The sequence below is a fragment of the Parundibacterium terreum genome, from assembly GCF_014636315.1.
Lineage (GTDB): Bacteria > Pseudomonadota > Gammaproteobacteria > Burkholderiales > Burkholderiaceae_D > Undibacterium > Undibacterium terreum.
On record NZ_BMED01000005.1, the window covers coordinates 354,798 to 376,113 of the forward strand.

Consider the following 21,316-nt stretch of genomic DNA (forward strand, 5'->3'; position numbering starts at 1 on the left):
TGACGATGAAAGCTGTAAAACTATCAAGCTTATTGGGAGCCCTCTGCCTAGGCCTGGCCTGTGCAGTGCTGGCCCCGGCGGCAAATGCTGAGCGCCTGAAGGATCTGGCCGGCTTCCAGGGCGTGCGCCAGAATCAACTGATAGGTTATGGCCTGGTAGTGGGCCTGGACGGTAGCGGCGACCAGACTACCCAGACCCCATTCACGGTGCAAAGCGTGATCAATATGCTGCAGCAGATGGGTGTGAGCTTGCCTTCCAATACCAGTTTGCAGTTGAAAAACGTGGCCGCGGTCATGGTGACGACATCCTTGCCGGCGTTTGCTCAGCCGGGCCAGGCACTGGATGTGACAGTGTCGTCCATGGGTAATGCAAAAAGCCTGCGTGGCGGCACCTTGCTGCTGACGCCGCTGAAAGGTGTCGATAACCAGGTATATGCGATGGCTCAGGGTAACGTGCTGGTGGGGGGCGTCGGTGCTTCGGCCAACGGCAGTTCTGCCCAGGTCAACCACTTGAGCGTGGGCCGTATTTCAGCAGGCGCTACGGTGGAAAGAGCTGTCGCCGCACCGCTGGGGCAAGGCAACCTGGTACAGCTGGAATTGAATACTACCGATTTCTCTACCGCGAGCAGGGTCGTTGACGCAATCAACCGGCGTTTTGGTGCCGATACCGCAGCAGCGCTGGACGGCCGCGTGATACAGGTAAGGGCGCCGGTCGGCAATGACCAACGCGTCAGCTTTCTGGGAACCCTGGAAAGCATTGATGTGACGCCTGCGCAGATGCCGGCCAAGGTGATCCTGAATGCGCGTACCGGCTCCATCGTGATGAACCAGGCCGTGACGCTGGATGCTTGTGCGGTAGCGCATGGCAATCTGTCGGTGGTAATCAATACCGACAATTCGGTCAGCCAGCCGAATGCGCTGGCCCAGGGCCAGACAGCAGCAACAGCCAATTCCACCATTTCCATCAACAAGGAAGCGGGTCAGCTGGTGGTGCTGAAAGCTGGCGCGTCCTTGGCTGAAGTAGTCAAGGCTTTGAATGCCATAGGCGCAAAACCGCAGGACTTGCTGGCGATCTTGCAGGCGATGAAGGCTTCCGGCGCTTTGCGCGCGGACCTGGAAATTATCTAAGGACAGGAGCACAGGATGATTTCCCGCACCGACGTAACCGACAAAGCTGCTTTTGACAGCAAGAGCCTGGATGGCCTGAAACAATCTGCCAAGGACAATTCGCCCGATGCACTGAAGGCGGCAGCCAAGCAGTTTGAAGGGCTTTTCATGAACATGATGCTGAAGTCCATGCGTCAGGCCAGTTCTTCACAGGATAGCCCGTTTGAAAATGACCAGACCCGCATGTATACGTCAATGCTGGACCAGCAGTTGACACAGAACATGTCCAACAAGGGCCTGGGCCTGGCCGATGCGCTGGTGCGCCAGTTGTCGAATAATGCAGCAAATAAAATCCTGCAGCCCGGCAGCAGCGCGGATGCCAGCAGCTCGAAAGCCATTGAATCCTACCTGACCAGCCAGCGCGCGAGCAGTACTGCTTCCACCGGCCTGACCAATATCTCGGGCAAGTCTTCCGGCTTGAGCCACGTGAAGGAATTCCAGAGCAAGCTGGCGGAAGATGCCGAGATCGCCAGCCAGGAGACAGGTATTCCGGCAAAGTTCATGATAGGGCAGGCGGCACTGGAGAGCGGCTGGGGTAAAAAGGAAATCAAGGCGATGGACGGCAGTGCCACGCACAACATCTTCGGCATGAAGGCGACCAAGGACTGGAAGGGCAAAACAGTCGATGCGGTGACGACTGAATATGTGAACGGCGTTGCGCACAAGAAGGTAGAGAAATTCAAGGCCTATGATTCCTACAGCGACGCGTTCAAGGATTATGCAAAATTGCTGACGACCAATCCGCGTTATGAAAATGTCATTGCAAATGCCAAAGATGCCAGCAGCTTTGCTTATGGCTTGCAAAAAGCAGGCTATGCGACTGATCCCCAATATGCTAATAAATTAAGCAAAATTATCAAATATACCTTGTCGGCTTGATAGTTATTTTGCCTTATTGCAAGAATTTGGCTTCGCGCTTATTAAAGTTTTCGTGGATCGGGCCGAAAACTCAATGTAGTTACAAAAGAATGTATCAATATTATGTCAAATATATATAGCATTGCGTCAAGTGCACTGCAGGCCGCACAGGTAGGTATTGCGACTACCGGTCATAATATTGCCAATGCATCAACACCTGGCTATAACCGCCAGGTTGTAGTCCAAGCTTCTGCCGCTGCGCAACAATATAGCTTCGGTTTTGTCGGGCAGGGTACGCAGGTCGCCAGTGTCAGGCGTATCTATGACCAGTTTCTGACTGATCAGGTCAATGCGGCCACTTCGTCCAAAAGCCAGCTCGACACCTATTCTTCGCAAATCACGCAGATCGCCAATCTGGTTGCAGACTCGTCTGCTGGATTATCTCCTGCGGTCAATGATTTCTTTGCTGCGTTCAGCACTACCAGTTCGTTTAATCGTACCGACATCATTTCCAAAGCGCAGACGCTGGCTTCGCGCTTCCAGAGCCTGCAAAGCCGCCTGGATGAGATCGGCGCCGATACCAATGGCCAGATCACCAGCAGCATTACGACCATCAATGGTTATGCGCAGGGCCTGGCACAGTTGAATGATGCGATCCAGAAAGCGACGGCAGGTTCCACCAGTGGCCCACCGAATGATCTGATGGACCAGCGTGACCAACTGGTGACGGAACTGAGCAAGATCATCAACGTCAATGTTATACACCAGGGCTCGAACTACAATATTACGATAGGTAATGGGCAGCCGCTGGTACTGGGTGCAGATGCGCAGACACTGTCGGCCACGACTTCTCCGACTGATCCGCAGCGTGTGGAAATCGCGGTATCCGGCTTCAACGGCAACACCAGCCTGCTGGGAGAAAATGTCATACAGGGCGGTTCGCTGGGCGGCTTGATGCAGTTCCGGGCTAACACGCTGGATGTGGCGCAAAACCAGCTCGGCAAGGTGGCGATAGGACTGGCCTCACAATTCAACGACCAGAACAAGCTGGGTCTGGATTTGAACGGTGCTCCTGGCGGCAATATCTTCAATGTGGCAACTCCTCTGGCCAGGGCCAGCAGCCTGAACACAGGTACTGGTCAACTGGTTGCCAGCTTTGCACCGAATACCGGCCCCAACACCGGCGTCGCAGCATTGACAGGCAGCGACTACAGCGTGCGTTATGACGGCACCAATTTCAATATCACCCGCCTGTCCGATGGCACGGTCACGTCAAACCCGACCTTGCCTCTTACGGTAGACGGCGTCGTATTTGACATGCCTAGCGGCACTCCTAACGCGAATGACAGCTTTTTGGTCAGGCCTACGGCCAATGGCGCTTCTTCTTTCAGCGTCAGCCAGACGGATCCTGCCAAGCTTGCTGCAGCGGCACCGATCAGCACCTCGGTTCCGTCGACCAATACCGGTACCGGCAAGATCAGTGAAGGCTCGGTAGATTCAACTTTTGTTCAGGGTAGTGTCGTAGCCGGCACGCCTTTGCAGTTTAGCTTTAGCGCCGCAACCAATGAACTGGTGCCGAATGCGGCAATGGCGGCATACCCGATCACGGTGACTGTCAACGGCACTGCAACGACCTATGCCGCAGGCGCGAATGTTCCGTACAGTAGCGGCGCCTCCTACAGTTTTGGCGGCATGAATGTCAATATCTCCGGCACGCCGAAGGATACTGATGTATTCAACATCGGCTTGAACACCAACCCGGTAGGCGACGTGCGCAACTCCAATCTGCTGGGCAAGCTGCAGGATCAAAAAGGTTTATCCGGCGGCACCGCGAGCTATACCGATGTCTATTCGCAGATGGTGGCCCAGATCGGTAACAAGACCGCCGAACTGCAAGCGACAGGAGCAGCACAAAAGACGCTGCTGGCGCAGGCGACAGCGGCGCAGCAGTCAGAGTCCGGTGTTAATCTGGATGAGGAAGCAACAAATTTATTGCGTTACCAGCAAACATACCAGGCAGCTGGGAAGGTAATGCAAATTGCAAGTCAGATGTTTCAGACCTTGCTCACCTTAGGCGGTTGATAGGGTTCTATTATGCGTATCAGTACCAACACAATTTTTGATACAGGCGGCTCGCAGATCAGTGATCTGCAGGGCAGCCTGTATAGAACGCAGCAGCAGATATCGGCGAATCGCAAGATACTCAATCCGGGCGACGATCCTATCGGTTCTGCGCGTGCCTTGGTCATCTCGCAATCCGATGCGATCAATGATCATCTGGCTGCAAACCGCAATACGGTAAAAGGCAGTCTGAATACAACTGAAGGCGCATTGGCAGGCATCACTACTTTACTGCAAAGCGCCAAGGGTCTGGTAGTCAGCGCCGGTAGCGGCACGCTGACGGCCAGTGACCGCGCGACTTATGCAACGCAACTGGAAAGCAGCATGAATGATTTGCTGGGCCTCGCCAACTCGCGCGATGGTTTCGGCGATTACATGTTTTCCGGCTACGCGACAACGACCACGCCTTATACCCAGACTGTGAATGGTGCCACGTATAACGGCGACCAGGGACAGCGCAAATTGCAGGTTGATACTTCACGCCAGCTTGCGCTGAGCGACGTGGGTCCTGCTATTTTCGGCAATATCCGCGCTTCCAGCACAACTTTCAATAGTCGGGCCAATTCGGCCAACACTGGTACGGCTGTCATCTCCGCAGCAATTTCGACGACTACGCCTGCGACACTCACCGGGCACAATTACAGCATTGTGTTCAACAATGCAGGTACCTTCGACGTCACAGACACGTCGACAGGTAACGTAGTTTCTGCAGGCAACGCTTACACCAGTCCTAGCACGACAGTGACGGTGGATGGCATAGACATGACCCTGAGCGATGCGGTAGGGCCTGCGGGAACCACAGTGCCGCCTGCTGCCGGCGACCGCTTTCTGGTCCAACCGGGCAACCAGGATATTTTTGAATCGCTGACCGACATCATCAATGCGCTAAAAGCTCCGGGAACCACGCCTCAGGACAAAGCGGATTTGCAGGCTGCGCTCGCCCAGGCCAATAGTAATATCGACAAATCGCTGGACAATGTCAGCAATTCCCGCACGACGGTAGGCGCCAGCCTGTCGGAGCTGGATACGCTGGACAGCGATGGTGCAGCCAAGGGTATCAATTACAAGTCGGCCTTGTCGGATATCCAGGATCTGGATTACGCAAAGGCGATCACCTCGCTGACCCAGCAGCAAATCACCTTGCAGGCGGCGCAAAAATCGTTTGTGGCGATATCCGGCCTGTCACTGTTTTCCCTGCTATAAGACGAAAAGCGGTTTTTATCAGATTTTCGGCGGCCTGAACTTTGATGTTCAGGCCGTTTTGCTTTGGGACCTTGCAGCCTACTTTATTACTGGCGCAATGCGGCTTCCACTGCCAGCGCAACTGCAAGGATATGTGCGTCGGAATTGGCCGTGCCTGCGATGCTCAGACCCACCGGCAAGCTGCCTGCGGCATGGCAGGGAATCGAAATGGCGCAACCGTCCAGTACATTGATCGCCGCCGTATTGCGCAGCATCAGCGCGTTCGCTGCGAAGAAGGCATCTTCCGAAGCTTCCAGCGGGGCGATCTCCGGCGCGACCATTGGCACGGTGGGCATGATGATCGCATCAAACGGCAGCAGCTCGGTTTCCATGGCCTGGATCCAGCGCTTTCTGGCGGTATGCAGGTCCAGATAGTCTGCCGCGCTCAATCCTGCGCCCAGTTTGATGCGCCTGGACACGCGCCTGTCGTAGCCGTCTTCGTGCTCTGCCAGCAAATTGCGGTGCCAGGCATAGGCTTCTGCCGCAGAAAACATACCGAGAGGACGATAGTCCTGAAGAATGGAGAGAGGCAGTTCGATAATCTGGGCGCCGGCGGCGGATAGGCGTGACAGCGCCTGGGCGAAGCTGGGCGCGACGTGCTGGTCCATATCATCCAGCACCAGGGTTTGCGGCAGGGCTAGCCTGAGTCCTGCCAGCGACAGATGCCTGACAGTGAGGGCGTCATCTGCAATGATGCTGTCCATCAGTATGCAGTCGCGCACCGTATGGCTCATCGCGCAGATGGTATCCAGTGTGGTCGACAAGGGCAGGGCGCCGGTAGCAGGGACCCGGCGCGCAGTCGGCTTGAAACCGGTCAGCCCGCACAGGGCGGCGGGTATCCTGATCGAACCGCCCGTGTCCGAGCCTATGGCAGCGACACAGATACCGGAGGCGACCGAGACTGCTGCGCCGGAAGACGAGCCGCCGGGGATGCGGGCAACCTGCGTATCGGCAGGGTTAGCCGGCGTGCCATAGTGCGGGTTCAGGCCTATGCCTGAAAACGCAAATTCCGTCATATTGGTTTTGCCTATGATTGCTGCGCCGGCCTTGCGCAAGCGGCTTACCACGCTTGCATCGGCGCTGGCAGGTGGCTCGTTTTTTAGCACCACGGAGCCCGACAGCGTAGTCTCGCCGGCCACATCCAGCAAATCCTTGATGGACACCGGCAAGCCGGCCAGGGCGGACACAGGGGCAATTCCTGCGCTTTGCAAGCTATCCGCATAGCTTGCTGCCGCCATGGCCGTGTCGGGATAGAGCCTGGTGAAGATGGACTTGCTTTGCCGCGCCGCTTCCAGGCTGGCTTTCACTAACTCGCCGCGAGGTTGCCGGTTCAGCGCGTCGATGGAGAAAAGATCTGGTTTATTCATGAGTAAATCCATTAAGGCGGCAGGGAATGGGCGCCGATGTTTGAACGTGCAAAAATACCATGATACCGCCAGTTTCTCCCAAACAGAGACAGCTGATAAGGAATCGCAATCCTGGCAAGCACCTCATTCACGAACAATTCCCTGAATTTTGATATCAAAAAGTTATTGAAATATCCAGAGGGGCCTCTGGAGCAGGCGATGTCCGGCTGTTTTTGGATTAGTTTGCCTATGCTGATGCATTTCTCCGGCCCGGCGGGTAGAGCTTAGGTGGTGCAACGCGGTATAATCTCGGTTTCTGATCCAACCCGCGATGTTGCTTGCTTCAGGCGATTGATTTTTGTTGGTTTGCCTTTGCTTTGCCTGGCTACAAGCACCTTGCCTCACTTTCTCTCTCGCCATGTTGATATTGCCAGGCTCTACCGCCCTGTCTGCTTTCCGTACCCAAGGTCTTTTATCCAAATTGCAAGCGATCGACGCCAACATCAATGGCGTTACCGGACGTTTCCTCCATTTCGTTGATAGTGCCGCGGAACTGAGCGCCGATGACAAATCCCGCCTGAATGCCTTGCTAACCTATGGCGATGCATTTAACGCCAGCGAAGACGGCGAGACTTTTGTGGTGATACCGCGCTTCGGCACTATTTCTCCATGGGCAAGCAAGGCCAGCGATATCGCGCACAATTGCGGCATGTCGCACATCAAGCGTATTGAGCGCGGCATCAGCTATGCAGTGCAATTGAAAACCGGTTTGCTGGGCGGCGCTAAAAAGCTGAGCGAAGAAGCCAGGCAAGCCGTTGCGGCGATTTTGCATGATCGCATGACCGAGATGGTTCTTCCGAATAAAGACAGCGCCGGCGGCCTGTTTAAAGAGCTGGATGCCAAGCCGCTGGAATCAATCGACGTACTGGGTGGCGGCAAGAGTGCGCTGGTCAGCGCGAATGCCGACCTGGGACTTGCGCTATCGGACGATGAGATCGATTACCTGGTCGAGGCCTTCACGCAAGCCAAGCGCAATCCTACCGACGTCGAGTTGATGATGTTTGCTCAGGCCAATAGCGAACATTGCCGCCACAAGATCTTCAATGCGGACTGGACCATAGACGGCGAAAAGCAGGACAGGTCGCTGTTCGCGATGATCAAGAATACGCATCTGCTGCAGCCTAAGGGCACTATCGTTGCGTACAGCGATAACTCGTCCATCATGGAAGGCGCGACTGTGCAGCGCTTCTATCCACGCGGTGCGGCCCAGGGCAATACCTATGAATCATCGGAAGAGTTGACGCATACGCTGATGAAGGTGGAAACGCATAATCACCCGACTGCGATATCGCCATTTCCAGGTGCCTCTACCGGCGCCGGCGGCGAGATCCGTGATGAAGGCGCGACAGGCCGCGGCGCCAAGCCGAAGGCGGGCCTGACCGGCTTTACCGTGTCCAACCTGATGCTGCCGGATTCTCCGCAGCCTTGGGAAAATGCAGCCGATGCGGTCGCGGGCGATGGCAGCGGTGCAGTGTACGGCAAGCCTGATCGCATTGCTTCCGCCTTGCAGATTATGATAGAAGGCCCGCTCGGTGGCGCCGCATTCAATAATGAATTCGGCCGTCCTAACCTCGGCGGCTACTTCCGTACTTACGAGCAGAATGTAGCAGGGCAGGTGATGGGCTATCACAAGCCCATCATGATCGCCGGCGGCATCGGCAATATCTCGGACAAGCACACCAAGAAAAACGATCTGCCGGTCGGCAGCCTGCTGATACAACTGGGCGGCCCCGGCATGCGCATAGGCATGGGCGGTAGCGCCGCATCGTCGATGGCTACCGGCACCAATACTGCGGATCTGGATTTCGATTCGGTACAGCGCGGTAATCCTGAAATGGAAAGACGGGCGCAGGAAGTCATCAACGCCTGCTGGCAGCTAGGTGACGACAATCCTATCCTGTCGATTCATGACGTAGGCGCGGGCGGCTTGTCGAATGCTTTCCCTGAAATTACGAACGACGCCAAGCGCGGCGCGATTTTTGATTTGCGCAAGGTGCCGCTGGAAGAGAGCGGCATGGCACCGAAAGAAATCTGGAGCAACGAATCGCAAGAGCGTTACGTGCTGGGTATCGCGCCGGAAAGCCTGCCCTTGTTCCAGTATTTCTGCGAGCGCGAGCGCTGCCTGTTTGCGGTCGTCGGCACCGCAACTGAAGAACGCCAGTTGAAGGTGATCGACCCTGCGCATGACAATGCGCCGGTGGACATGCCCATGGACGTTTTGCTGGGCAAGCCGCCAAAGATGCATCGCGATGTAACGCACGTCAATACTGATTTTCCTGCTATCGACCTGACCGGCATGGATTTGCTGGATGTATCGCAGCGCATCCTCAGCCTGCCTACCGTTGCAGATAAATCCTTCCTGATCACGATAGGCGACCGCACTGTGGGCGCGATGTCGGTGCGGGATCAGATGGTTGGCCCCTGGCAGGTGCCGGTTGCCGATTGCGCGGTAACTACGATGAGCCTGGAGGGCTATCTGGGCGAGGCGATGTCCATGGGTGAGCGCACGCCATTGGCGGTCATCAATGCCGCTGCATCCGGCCGTATGGCCGTGGGTGAGGCGATCACCAATATTGCTGCTGCGCCGATCAAGGATATCTCGGACATCAAATTGTCTGCCAACTGGATGGCGGCCTGCGGCCAGCCTGGCCAGGATGCAGCCTTGTTCGATACGGTAAAAGCGGTCGGCATGGAATTGTGCCCGGCGCTGGGTATCAGTATTCCGGTCGGCAAGGATTCCTTGTCAATGCGCACTACCTGGAAAGACGGCGACCAGCAGAAATCGGTGACTTCACCGGTATCGCTGATCATCTCCGCATTCTCCCCGGTGTACGACGTGAGGAAGTCGCTGACACCACAACTGAAGCTGGATGCAGGCGATACCAGCCTGATACTGATCGACCTGGGCCGCGGCAAGAACCGTCTCGGTGCATCAGCCTTTGCGCAAGTGATGCAAAAGCTGGGCGACCAGACTCCTGACGTCGATAGCGCAGATGACCTGAAGGGCTTCTTTGCCGCAATCCAGCAATTGAACAGCGAGCAAAAGCTGCTGGCCTACCATGACCGTTCCGACGGCGGCTTGTTTGCCACTTTGTGTGAAATGGCGTTTGCCGGTCGCACTGGCCTGGCGGTCAATCTCGACATCCTGACGCTGGAAAGCGAGCACGCGGCAGACTGGGGCGATTCCAAGAACTGGGCCGGCCAGGTGGCAGAGCGCCGCAATGACCTGACGCTGCGCGCCTTGTTCAATGAAGAGCTGGGTGCGGTCATACAGGTACGCACCGAGCAAAGATCGGAAGTGATGGATGTCTTGCGCACGTACAACCTGGGTGCCTGCAGCCATATCATCGGCAAGGTCAATGACAGCGGCACGATAGAGTTTACACGTGATGCGAAGCAGGTCTATAGCCAGCCGCGCGCCAAGCTGCACCAGATCTGGAGCAAGACCAGCTGGCAAATTGCCCGCATGCGCGACAACCCGGCTTGTGCCGATGCGGAATACGCGCGTTTGCTGGATGAAAAAGATCCAGGCATACAGCCCAAGCTGACGTTTGATCCGCAGCAGAACATTGCAGCGCCTTATATCGCAACTGGCGCACGTCCTAAAGTAGCAATCCTGCGCGAGCAGGGCGTCAATTCGCATATAGAAACGGCATATGTGATGCACCAGTCCGGCTTTACTGCGGTCGACGTGCACATGAGCGATCTGATTGCTGGACGCGCCAAATTGTCTGATTTCAACGGCCTGATTGCGGTAGGCGGCTTCTCTTATGGCGACGTATTGGGTGCCGGCGAGGGCTGGGCGAAGACCATCCTGTTCAACGCGCAGATGGCTGAGCAATTCTCTGAGTTTTTCCATCGCGGCGACACCTTTGGCCTGGGTATTTGCAATGGCTGCCAGATGATGAGCAATCTGAAATCCATCATCCCGGGTGCACAGGCCTGGCCGAAGTTTACCCGCAATAAATCGGAGCAGTTTGAAGCGCGTTTTGCCATGGTGGAAGTGATGGAGTCCCCGTCGATTTTCCTGCAAGGCATGGCCGGTACGCAGACTGCGATTGCGATTGCCCACGGTGAAGGTTTTGCCGATTTCTCCACCACTGGCGACATCGCACAGGCAAACGTGGCAATGCGCTTCGTGAACAACCAGGGGCAGGCGACCGAGGCTTATCCGTACAATCCTAATGGTTCACCGCAAGGTATTACTTCGGTAACAACCGACGATGGCCGCTTTACTGTACTGATGCCGCACGCCGAGCGCGTATTCCGTTCTGTGCAGCAATCCTGGCATCCTGAATCCTGGGGCGAATACTCCCCATGGATGCGCATGTTCCAAAACGCCAGGAAGTGGGTGGCCTAACGCCTGCTCGTATGCCCCCAAATGAAAAAAGCGCCGCGAGGCGCTTTTTTTATGTGGTTTTGGTTTCTTACCATCGTGTTTGTAGAAAAACTGTCGATATCCTATTGATATAGGGCAATTATTCTTTGTGTTTTAGTGTCAGAGAATGTTAAGTTGACAATTGGTAACTTGCTCAAGCTTGCAATAGGCTTTAAGTTCGCTATATGGCAATTTGCACGGTAGCGTGCCTGATGAATTTGCCTTAGCCTCGCTGCAATTCCGCCGCCTGCGTATTTGAACATCGGACTATTGGACCATTGGACTTATCGGGCTGCTGGAGTATTTTTTGAAAATGAAATGATGATTACCCGGTTTTGCCTTCCTGCATGCGTACTTTATTAATCATCGTTTTCGGTCTGCTGATGTTGCCTGCCGCGTCGTCCCAGGCGCAGGCATTGCATGCGTGTGGAGGCGATGGCAACTGGCCGCCGATGTCCTATATGACGGCCAGTAGTCCGCGGGTGGAGGGTTTGTCCGCGGATGTACTGAGGGCGATTTTTCCCGAGGCGCCAGGGGTTGCCTTGCGCCCATGGGCACGTTGCCTGCATGAAGTCGAGGCGCTGGAAGGCTACGATATCGTCATGTCGGTATTCAAGACGCCGGAGAGGGAAAAGGTTTTCCTGTTTTCCCGTTCTTATCTGAGTCTGACGCCGTCGTATCTGTATGCCAGCTCCCGCTACGCGCTGCCGCCGATCAAATCACTGGCAGACCTGTCGCGCTTCAAGGTATGTGCATTGCATGGTGCTTCGACCTTTTATACCAAGCTGCCGCCTGCCGTCATCGAGAGCGGGGCGACCAATTACATCAGCCTGATCAAGAAAATCGACCGCGGATATTGCGACATCATTGTAGATATGCGCGAAGTCTTCCAGGGATTTGCGAATCTAGGGATGTTGCCGTTCAATAGCGGGGCATACAAAATCCAGCCTTTGCCCGGCACGGAGAAATATCCGCTGCACTTTGGCATCAGCCGCGAGCATCCGCAAGGCGCGCAGATCATAGAGCAAATTGACCGCGGATTGGCCGAGTTGCAAAAAAATGGAAAGCTCAATTCTCTTATCGGTCAGTACAAGCTCTAGCCCATTTCTAGGGCATTGCTGCGGGCGGGAAAGCCGCCTGTTCACCGGCAGTGATAAATCTGCAGGCAACAAAAAAGGCGCTATCAAAGCGCCTTTTTGTTTTCAGCAGGAGTACGAAATTACTGTACTTTTGCTTTCTTGACGATAGCTTGCTGGTAGGCTTGCACTTTTTGATTTTGCAGGCCTTCAATGATTTGTTGCTTCACTTCTTCGATGGTCGGGAATTTGGCAGTACGTATATCTTCCAGCTTGATGACGTGGTAGCCGAACTCTGTCTTCACAGGAGTTTCAGTGATCTGGCCTTTTTGCAGTGCAACCAGAGCTTGGGAGAACGGAGCAACGAAAGTACCTGGTGATGCCCAGTCCAGATCGCCGCCTTTAGCTGCAGAACCTGTGTCTTTGGATTGCTTGGCCAGTTCTTCAAACTTGGCACCGGCTTTCAGCTTGGAGATGATGGCTTTGGCATCGTCTTCCTTGTCTACCAGAATGTGGTAGGCGTGGTACTCTTTATCGCCAGCCTGTGCTTTTACTTTGTCGTACTCTGCCTTGATGTCGGCATCTTTAACCGGGTTTTTCTCAACGTAGTCGCGCATCAGAGCGTTAACCAGGATGGACTGACGATTCAGTTCGATCTGAGCTTTGACATCGGCATTGGATGCCAGGCCGGCTTTTTCCGCTTCCTGGGTCAGTGCTTCGATGCCGATCAGGCGTTCCTTGATCATTGCACGCAATTGCGGGCTGTCTTGTTGGCCTTGCGCCTTAGCCTGCTTCAGCATCATGTCTACTTTAGAAGACGGGATCGCCTTACCATTGACGACGGCGACATTTTGCGCCATTGCAGGAAGAGCAGTTGCGAGAAGTACTACCAGCAAATGAGCAGGTTTAAAAGTCATTATTTGTTCCTAAAATAACAAAGTAAATAAAAACTAAATGGTTAGGTTGGCATCTCTGAGGGAGCCAATGCAACGATCGCAAGGGCATGTATTTCCGTATGCATCATATCGCCAACGGCATCATACACTAGACGATGACGGGAAATGCGATTTAATCCCTCAAATTGTTTGCAAACTATTTTGACACTGTAATGACCACCTCCGGAGGCTGCGCCGGCATGTCCTGCATGGGCGGCAGAGTCATCTTGTAACTGACAAACCAGGGGCTGAAAAGTTTCAGTCAGGCGTGCCTGTATCTTATCAAAGCGCTCGCTCATGCTACCTCCTCCATGTATTTGGACAGGAACAGGCTCTGGACGATGACAAAGGCCGGCATGATTGCAACCACGCAGATCAGCTTGAAATTGACCCAGGTATCGGTGCTGAAATTAAAGGCAACGAAGATATTTGCGATGCCCATCACGACGCAGAAGCCTATCCAGGCCAGACTCAGTTTTGCCCAGACGCCGTCAGGCAGCTTGATTTGCGATTCCATTGCCGCGCGGATCAGGTTTTTCTTGAAAAAGAATTGTCCCATTAGCAAGGCTGCACCGTAGCACCAATACAACACTGTTGGCTTCCATTTAATGAAGGTCTCGCTATGGAAGTAAATGGTCAGGCTGCCAAAAACGCTGATGATGATGAAAGAGATCCACAGCATTGCATCGACGCTTTTCCTGCGAACCAGAAGATAGCCAATTTGCAACACTGATGCCAGCATAGCGATGGCCGTCGCCAGCAGGATCGGTGCCTGATCGGGGCTGACTATGCCGCCGGACACCAGGCCAGACAGGTATTGGGAGGTAATCGCCTGCGCCGTATCGGCGTGACCTTCACCCCATTTGAAAAAGCCGAAAAACAGGATGACAGGGAAAATATCAAACAAGAATTTCATGACTGCGGCTCGAATCTCAGTGAGGCGGAATTGATGCAATAGCGCAGGCCGGTAGGCGGCGGGCCATCCGGGAAAACGTGGCCCAGATGCGCGTCGCATACATTGCAGATAATCTCAGTTCTTACCATGCCGTGCGAGCGGTCGACTTTTTCCAGCACATTGGCCGGGTTCAAGGCCTTGAAATAGCTAGGCCAGCCGCAGCCGGAATCAAACTTGGTATCGGACTCGAACAGCGGCGTATTGCAGCACACGCAGACATAGGTGCCGGCGTCATGGTGATCCCAGAATTCGCCGGTGAAGGCGCGCTCGGTTGCTGCATGGCGGGTGACTTCATACTCCATCGGAGTCAGCATGGCACGCCATTCGGCGTCGGTCTTGGTAACTTTGCTCATTGTATTTCCTTCCTTTGTTTCTGCTTGCTTCTGCGTGTTGCCTGTTACTTGGTTCTTCCCGGTTCAGGAAGAACAGCTGACTTCAAGATGTTTGGCCCAGTCCGGCGGCAGTTCGGCATAAGACTCATGCTCGGGCTGCTCATCGAAGGGATTCCTCAATATCTGCAGCAGCTTTTCCACTTCCGAAAAATCCTTTTTTTCGGCCTTTTCTATTGCGATCTGGGCGAGATAGTTCCTCAGTATATATTTCGGATTGGCAGCCTGCATGGATGTCTTGCGTGCCGCATCGTCCAGCGATTCAGACTGCAGCCGTTCACGATAGTTTCCCAGCCAGTCATCGAGAGCGTTTCTGTCTATGAATAAGTCCCTGAGATCTTCGTCCTGCTCAGCGGTGCCGCGCGCGATCGAGCTCAGCGCCCGGAACGTCAATGTAAAATCGGCATGGCTTCCCTGCATCAGTGCAAAAAAGCGGTCGAACAATTCAGCGTCGCCATCCTGTTTGACGGATAGTCCAAACTTCCGGTGCAGCAATTCATCCAGCTTTTGCTGATAACTGTCTTTATAAACAGACAGCGCGGCCTGGGTATCTTCCACGCTGCCTATCAGCGGTAGCATTGCCTGTCCGAGAGCGTGGCAATTCCAGTGGCCTATCGTCGGTTGCATGCGATATGAATAACGGCCCTGGCTGTCGGTGTGATTGCAGATGTGGCCCTCGTCATAGGCTTCCATGAAACCGAAAGGGCCATAGTCTATCGTTAAGCCCAGGATGGACATATTGTCTGTATTCATTACGCCGTGCATGAAACCGACCGCCTGCCAGTGCGCCATCAACTCTGCAGTGCGGCGGGTGATTTCCGTCAGCAAGGCCTGGTAAGGATTGGCGGCTTCCAGCAACTCCGGGTAATACTTATCCAGTACGAAATCAGCCAGGGTTTGCAGTTCCTCGGGCTTATTATTGTAGTACCAGTGTTCAAACGAACCAAAGCGTATGAAGCTGGGCGCGACGCGCGTTACCACAGCGCTGGTTTCCGGCTTTTCACGCATCACATATTGGTCCGAACCGGTAATGCACAAGGCGCGGGATGTCGGAATGCCGAGAGCAGCCATGGCCTCCGAGCACAAGAATTCACGTATTGAAGAGCGTAGTACGGCACGCCCGTCTCCCATGCGGGAGTAGGGGGTCAGGCCCGAGCCCTTGAGCTGGATTTCCAGCCGGGTTTGTGTTCCGTTTGCAGGCACGTCACCGAGCAGGATGGCGCGTCCGTCACCCAGTTGTCCGGCCCACACGCCAAACTGATGCCCGGAGTAGACCGCGGCGAGCGGTTTGCTGCCGTTGAGCAACTGATTGCCAGTAAATGATTCGACAAAATCCGGCAGATGCAGGGAGGCCGGGTCCAGGCCTATAGCCTCTGCAACCGGCACACTGGCGCAGACCAGATAAGGCGCGGGCAATGCGGTCGGATTTAGCGAGGTGTAAAAGGGGGCGGGTAGGCTGGCGAAGCTGTTATCCAGTATCAATGCAGGCAGTGCTTGTGCGGCCTTGTCGTGAGTTGCAGTCATTAAGTTCTTGCAGGGTTTGCAAGGTGCAGAAAATTAGGAATTGCCGCTATTGTGACAGAGTTTCGTTGCATTCGTTCGTAGGCCGCTGGCGCCATAGCCGGGGATTTGTTACTTATTGTAATCATATTAAAGCCGAGCACAGCTTTAGATGCAAGTGTTCCGGTGAAAGCGGGCGGACAAAATAAAAGGCTGGAGCCTCGCGAGAGAGTCCAGCCTGATATGTTGCCTATGTACTAAGTACGGCGGTGCCTGCCTATGCAGTCATTCTTTCATGATCGTGGATCTTGCAGCCATCGAGCAGGAAGGACAAGCCTATGACCAGAACCAGTTCGCCCTCGGCGGAGCGCGCGGTACCGGTAATGCCTGGGGTGGTGATGCAAGTCAATGGCTTGATCACCAGATCAGCAGTGCCGTCGACCGAATCCACCGCCAGGATATAGGGGTTGGGAGCAGCGATGACGATACCTACGCGTTCACTGCTCTTTTCATAGCCCAGTATCTGACCCAGGGATTTGATCGGCAACGGACGGCCCAGATCGCGCAATACAGGCTGGCCACCAACGCTTTCAAATGTGTCCGGCAATTCCACTACACGCTGTACCGTCGCCATTGGCAATGCCAGCGAGGCTTCGGCTGTGCGCACCAGCATGGTCGGAACGATGGACAATTCGATAGGCAAGCGGATCAGGAAAGTAGTGCCCGTACCCAGTTGCGAGGCAATGCGGATAGCGCCGCGATGGCGTTCAACTGCAGTCTTGACCACGTCCATGCCCACGCCACGGCCGGATACGCTGGAGGCGACATCCTTGGTGGAGAAGCCAGGCAAGAATACCAACTGGAATGCTTCGTCATCGGTGCGGGCATCATTGGAATTGATGAGTCCCTTGGAAATCGCTTTTTCTCTCAGGCGATTGGCATCCATGCCCTTGCCGTCATCGGTGACTTCAATCATGACGCTGCTGGCTTCCTGCCATGCTTTCAGCGAGATGGTGGCCTTCAACGGTTTGTTGGTGCTGGCGCGCTCTTCCGATGTTTCTATGCCGTGATCCAGTGCATTGCGCAGCATATGCACCAGCGGATCATACAGGCTGTCGACGACAACGCGATCCACTTCAGTTTCTGCACCTGAGATGTTCAGGTCGACTTCTTTGCCCAAATCCTTGGCCAGTTCGCGGATCAGGCGCGGGAATTTCTGGAACAGACGGCCGACAGGCTGCATGCGGGTGGCAAGCGTCGCCCTTTGCAGTTCAGTGGAATAACGGGATGCCCTGGTCAGTGTTTCGGTCAGTGCGGACATCAGCGGTGCTGCCTGGCCGTCAAATTTGAACTGCGACAGTTTTTCCAGCAGCACGGCAGCCTGGTTGGCAGCCTGCACGGATTCACCGGCGACTTCCAGCAATACATCCAGCTTGACTGCATCAATACGGATGCTTTCTTCTTTGGCGGGCGCGCTGCTTTGTTTGACATCCGGGCTAGCCAACTGGGTTTTGATAGCTTCCTGTTCTTCCGCTGCCGCCGCCAGGGCGGGCAGGGTGCCTTCGGGAACAACGGCGCGATAATAGGCTTCCCAGTCCAGGCCGTCAGCACTTACCGGTGCTGCAGCTTTTTCCTTCACAGGCTCTGCTGCTTTTGCGCTTGCTGCGGGTTTTTTCGCCGAGCTGGCCTTGCCTTCAATCGCATCGGTCAGGATCTGTTCCAGCGATTTCGGCATGGTCGACAACTGCTCGGGTGCGGTGCCGTTGGACAGCGCAGTCAATTGGTCCGCGACAAAGCCGCTGGCCTCCAGGGCCGCTTCAATTGACAGCGGCGTGACCGGCGCCTGGCCGGTGCGCAAGGCGTCAAACAGGTTCTCGGTCAAATGGCAGGCGGAAACCATGGCCGTCAGATTCATGAAGCCGGCGCCGCCCTTGATCGTATGGAAAGACCTGAACACCGCATTCAGCGTATTCATGTCACCTGGATTGCGCTCAAGGCTGAGCAGGTGTTCTTCTACGTTTGTCGCCAGGTCCAGCGCCTCTACGACAAACTCTTTCAGCATATCGTCCATTAAAAGCCCAGACTATCAAGTAGGTTGTCTACGTCGTCCTGTTCTAATGCTGTCGTAGGGACAGAAGGGCCCTCCATCAATTCCACGGCTTTTTCCTTGAAGTTGGCCGGTGCATTGTCGATCAATATCTGCGCCAGTTCATGTTCAACCGCCTTGGTAATTCCCACTACTTTTTTGATCAGCTGGCCGGTCAGATCCTGGAAATCTTGCGCCATCATGATATCCAGCAGGCGGGCTTTCTCGGCATCGGTCGATGCGATCACGGCATTGGCAAAACCTTTGGAGTCATTTGCCAGCGTCTTGAATTCGTCCACGCTGAGCTTGCCTGCAAACAGGTTTTCCCATCGCGCATCCATGTCCTTGGCGCTTTTTGCCAGTGCGTCCTGCTCAGGCATGCCGGCGTCTGTCGCGTTCAATACCTTGTTGGCAGCCTGTTCTGTCAGCGTGGCGACATATTCAAGCCTGCCTTGTGCATCGGTAATCTGGGATGCTACATCCGACAGCGAGCGGTCGTAGCCGAGTTCGCGCATCGAGTCATGCAGCATGCGGACTATGCCGCCCAGCCTGTCGAACATCGGTTTGCCGGAGTCGTCACCCTGGAAGTTGAGTTTTGGCGCTGCTGGTTCTGGTTCGGGCTGTGCTGGTGCGGGTACGGCAGCGACGGGTGCTGCTCTCTGGGTGGACATTTCTTCAAACAATGCATCCAGATCATCTGCTGAGTCAGTCATAGTCCTTTATTCTCCATAATCGCTGTGATTGCGCTGCACATCATTGTGCCGGCAGCGCCGCAAATATCAATGTACTTCACAGATAGGTTTGTTTTGCCATTTCGTTGGGGAGCTGTTGCGGCATTGGTACGGCAACAGCGCGCAGTAGCGCAGATTTGCTACGCCGCAGCCTCTTTTGTTGGGTTTGGCATGATAGCGTCATACTACAGGACTTCAATATACATAGGATAACCCTGAGCAACAAAATTTGTCATCTTTTAATTGTCACGAATGGTTAAGGATGCGCTGGACGCTTGCATGCGACAACATTCAAACCATGGTCATCTATGCAGGTTTGGTCGCTGCATTCTGTTCCGCGATAAATTTCTCCGGCGTTTGTATCGTGTACAATCCCGCCTGCTTCGTTTTTCTTGCCAGTTTTAACAGGGCCTTGTCCTTGGTGATCAGGATGTCGGCACCGGCGTCGCGCGCCAGCTCCAGAAACTTCTGGTCATCCTTGTCCGTGCATACCGGCAAGCGCAGCGTGGATTTCGCAATCGGGCTGACGCACTCAATATGCTGGTCGAACTGCTGGATGATGCCGCCACGCTGATCAAGGGCGACCGGCAGGTGAGGATAATTAAGGACGGCCAGCCATTCCATGCGGCAGTCATTGCGCGTTACTGCCTTGATGCTGCCATCTTGCAGGCCGCCGAGCAGCCCAGCCCAGCGCGGATCGTGGAATACGAATAAATCCAGGCAGACGTTGGTATCAAGGACCACGAGTTTGGACATCTTTGAAGTCGTCATTAAATTTTTGTAGAAATTATGTTAATTGTTTTATCGCCTGCAAAGTCGCTCGACTACGAAACGCCGGTTAAAAGCAAAAGCCACAGTTTACCGATGTTTATGCAAGATGCAGAGCAATTAATTGAGGTCAGCAGAAAGCTGGATGTCGAGCAAATTGCCAGCCTGATGGATATCTCTCCCGCGCTGGCGCAATTGAATGCCGATCGTTTCGCCGCGTGGTCCACTACGGCGACCAAGAAAAATGCGAAGCAGGCTGTGTTCGCATTCAATGGCGATGTCTATGAAGGCCTGGATGCTTCCACGCTGGGCACGCCGCAAGTCAGCTATCTGGAGAAGCATCTGCGTATCTTGTCCGGGCTGTATGGATTGCTCAGGCCATTGGACCTGCTGCAGCCATACCGGCTGGAAATGGGAACGCGCCTGGCAAATCCGCGCGGCAGCAATCTGTATGCATTCTGGGGTGGCAAGGTGACCGAGGCGCTGAATCAGCAAGCGGCGGACCAGAAGAGCAAGGTCCTGGTGAACCTCGCCTCGGAAGAGTATTTTAAGGTGGTGAAGCCTGCGCAGCTTGCAGTGCCGGTCATCAGCCCGGTGTTTCTGGACTGGAAAAATGGCCAGTACAAAGTTATTTCATTTTATGCAAAACGGGCGCGCGGTTTGATGACGCGTTATGCTGCTGTCAATAAAATAAGCAAGGCCGATGAATTGAAGGGCTTCGATGTCGAAGGCTACCGTTTTTACGAGAATGAATCGGATAGCCGACAATGGGTATTCAAGCGTAAGCTGGAAGAATAAAAGCGCGGAAGAAATAAAAAAGCCTCTATAAACGAGGCTTTTGCTGTGGAATAGTGGCGCGGCTGATGCGCCAGCCTGGTTTTTTATTTCCAGAATTGCCACCAGGAAGCTTTCTTGCCGGTGCTGCTTTCCAGGAAGGCGCTTTTAGGGAAGCTTTGCAGGAATACACGATTTGCATCGTCGCGCAGTTCTGTCATGCCCATGAAGTCGTAGGAGCGAACCAGTACGTACATTGCTTCTTCAATTGCCGGCGCGTCCGGGTATTCCTTGATGGCGGATTGGGCGCGATTGGCTGCTGCCAGGAAAGCACCGCGGCGCAGGTAGTAACGGGCCACGTGGACGTCATACTGAGCCAGCGAGTTGACCAGGAATTTCATGCGTGCAATCGCATCCGGCGTGTATTTGCTGTCCGGGAATTGAATCGCGAGTTGCTTGAATGCATCAAATGCGTCGCGTGCTGCTTTAGGATCGCGCTCGGTAATGTCCTGGTTGGCAATGAAATTCAGGAAGCCGAGGTTATCATTGAAGTTGATAACGCCGCGCAGGTAGTACATATAGTCGACGTTAGGATGGTTGGGGTGCAGTTTGATAAAGCGCTCTACAGCAGCCAGAGCCTGGGCCTGGTCATCCTGCTTGTAGTATGCGTAGGCGATTTCCATCTGCGCTTGCTGAGCATAAGTACCAAATGGGAAGCGGGATTCCAGTCTTTCAAAATACTGAACGGCTTTTTCGTAACCACCATTATTAAGTTCGTCTTTTGCTTCAGCGTATAATTTTGCTGCGGACCACGTTCTTGTTTCATCATTCTTGTCGCCGGTCGAGCTGCAAGCCGACAAGGCAAGTATCAAGATGAGACCAAGAAATTTTATAGATTTAATTTGCATAAGTTTTTTGCATGAGCAGTAGA

Annotated in this window: 17 protein-coding genes; 7 read left to right on the forward strand and 10 right to left on the reverse strand. The window is 54.5% G+C overall.

Features of this window, described 5'->3' with window-relative positions; genetic code table 11:
* Positions 1–5: 5 nt before the first annotated feature.
* From IEW12_RS22375 to flgL, 4 genes are all read left to right on the forward strand, one after another.
* Positions 6–1,127: a flagellar basal body P-ring protein FlgI gene (locus tag IEW12_RS22375; RefSeq protein ID WP_188568328.1), complete on the forward strand. Its 1,122-nt coding sequence runs from the start codon at positions 6–8 to the stop codon at positions 1,125–1,127.
* A 15-nt stretch (positions 1,128–1,142) separates the two neighbouring features.
* Positions 1,143–2,045, forward strand: a complete 903-nt coding sequence (gene flgJ, locus IEW12_RS22380; protein ID WP_188568329.1) for a flagellar assembly peptidoglycan hydrolase FlgJ — start codon at positions 1,143–1,145, stop codon at positions 2,043–2,045.
* A 102-nt stretch (positions 2,046–2,147) separates the two neighbouring features.
* The gene (flgK, locus tag IEW12_RS22385) at positions 2,148–4,106 is read left to right on the forward strand and encodes a flagellar hook-associated protein FlgK (RefSeq protein ID WP_188568330.1); all 1,959 of its coding nucleotides are present in this window, start codon (positions 2,148–2,150) and stop codon (positions 4,104–4,106) included.
* A 12-nt stretch (positions 4,107–4,118) separates the two neighbouring features.
* Positions 4,119–5,348, forward strand: a complete 1,230-nt coding sequence (gene flgL / locus IEW12_RS22390) for a flagellar hook-associated protein FlgL (protein ID WP_188568331.1) — start codon at positions 4,119–4,121, stop codon at positions 5,346–5,348.
* An 86-nt stretch (positions 5,349–5,434) separates the two neighbouring features.
* On the opposite strand, the gene IEW12_RS22395 is transcribed toward flgL, so the two are convergent.
* The gene (locus IEW12_RS22395; protein ID WP_229751284.1) at positions 5,435–6,754 is read right to left on the reverse strand and encodes an amidase; all 1,320 of its coding nucleotides are present in this window, start codon (positions 6,752–6,754) and stop codon (positions 5,435–5,437) included.
* Between the two features lie 397 nt (positions 6,755–7,151).
* Here IEW12_RS22395 and purL point away from each other — a divergent pair, with 397 nt between their 5' ends.
* The gene (purL, locus tag IEW12_RS22400; RefSeq protein ID WP_188568333.1) at positions 7,152–11,153 is read left to right on the forward strand and encodes a phosphoribosylformylglycinamidine synthase; all 4,002 of its coding nucleotides are present in this window, start codon (positions 7,152–7,154) and stop codon (positions 11,151–11,153) included.
* A 365-nt stretch (positions 11,154–11,518) separates the two neighbouring features.
* Positions 11,519–12,271 (forward strand): substrate-binding periplasmic protein, encoded by a 753-nt coding sequence (locus tag IEW12_RS22405; RefSeq protein ID WP_188568334.1) that lies wholly within the window; start codon positions 11,519–11,521, stop codon positions 12,269–12,271.
* A 119-nt stretch (positions 12,272–12,390) separates the two neighbouring features.
* On the opposite strand, the gene IEW12_RS22410 is transcribed toward IEW12_RS22405, so the two are convergent.
* The 8 genes from IEW12_RS22410 to IEW12_RS22445 all read right to left on the reverse strand — a co-directional run bounded on the left by IEW12_RS22410 (position 12,391) and on the right by IEW12_RS22445 (position 19,599).
* Positions 12,391–13,164 carry a peptidylprolyl isomerase gene (locus IEW12_RS22410; RefSeq protein ID WP_188568335.1) on the reverse strand — a complete coding sequence of 258 codons (774 nt, stop codon included), beginning with the start codon at positions 13,162–13,164 and terminating at the stop codon, positions 12,391–12,393.
* Positions 13,165–13,205: 41 nt separating this feature from the next.
* Positions 13,206–13,481, reverse strand: a complete 276-nt coding sequence (locus IEW12_RS22415) for a BolA family protein (protein ID WP_188568336.1) — start codon at positions 13,479–13,481, stop codon at positions 13,206–13,208.
* On the reverse strand, positions 13,478–14,098 hold the full coding sequence (locus tag IEW12_RS22420) for a septation protein A (RefSeq protein ID WP_188568337.1): 621 nt from the start codon (positions 14,096–14,098) through the stop codon (positions 13,478–13,480). Before IEW12_RS22420 ends, IEW12_RS22415 begins: the two co-directional genes overlap by 4 nt.
* Entirely contained in the window at positions 14,095–14,490 is a 396-nt protein-coding gene (msrB, locus tag IEW12_RS22425; RefSeq protein ID WP_188568338.1) for a peptide-methionine (R)-S-oxide reductase MsrB, read from the reverse strand. Before msrB ends, IEW12_RS22420 begins: the two co-directional genes overlap by 4 nt.
* 63 nt (positions 14,491–14,553) lie before the next feature.
* Positions 14,554–16,050, reverse strand: coding sequence for a protein adenylyltransferase SelO (locus IEW12_RS22430; RefSeq protein ID WP_188568339.1), 1,497 nt, complete (start codon positions 16,048–16,050; stop codon positions 14,554–14,556).
* 253 nt (positions 16,051–16,303) lie between these two features.
* A complete protein-coding gene (locus IEW12_RS22435) occupies positions 16,304–18,097 on the reverse strand; it encodes a chemotaxis protein CheA (RefSeq protein WP_188568340.1) in 1,794 nt (597 codons plus the stop codon).
* Positions 18,097–18,825 (reverse strand): protein phosphatase CheZ, encoded by a 729-nt coding sequence (locus IEW12_RS22440; protein WP_188568341.1) that lies wholly within the window; start codon positions 18,823–18,825, stop codon positions 18,097–18,099. The genes IEW12_RS22435 and IEW12_RS22440 overlap by 1 nt, the downstream gene beginning before the upstream one ends.
* Positions 18,826–19,149: 324 nt before the next feature.
* Complete coding sequence (locus IEW12_RS22445; RefSeq protein ID WP_229751285.1) at positions 19,150–19,599, reverse strand: putative toxin-antitoxin system toxin component, PIN family; 450 nt, start codon at positions 19,597–19,599, stop codon at positions 19,150–19,152.
* A 33-nt stretch (positions 19,600–19,632) separates the two neighbouring features.
* On the opposite strand from IEW12_RS22445, the gene yaaA reads away from it, so the two are divergent.
* Complete coding sequence (gene yaaA / locus IEW12_RS22450) at positions 19,633–20,409, forward strand: peroxide stress protein YaaA (RefSeq protein WP_188568343.1); 777 nt, start codon at positions 19,633–19,635, stop codon at positions 20,407–20,409.
* Between the two features lie 83 nt (positions 20,410–20,492).
* Here yaaA and IEW12_RS22455 read toward each other — a convergent pair whose 3' ends face one another.
* Positions 20,493–21,293: an outer membrane protein assembly factor BamD gene (locus IEW12_RS22455; RefSeq protein WP_188568344.1), complete on the reverse strand. Its 801-nt coding sequence runs from the start codon at positions 21,291–21,293 to the stop codon at positions 20,493–20,495.
* Positions 21,294–21,316 lie beyond the last annotated feature (23 nt).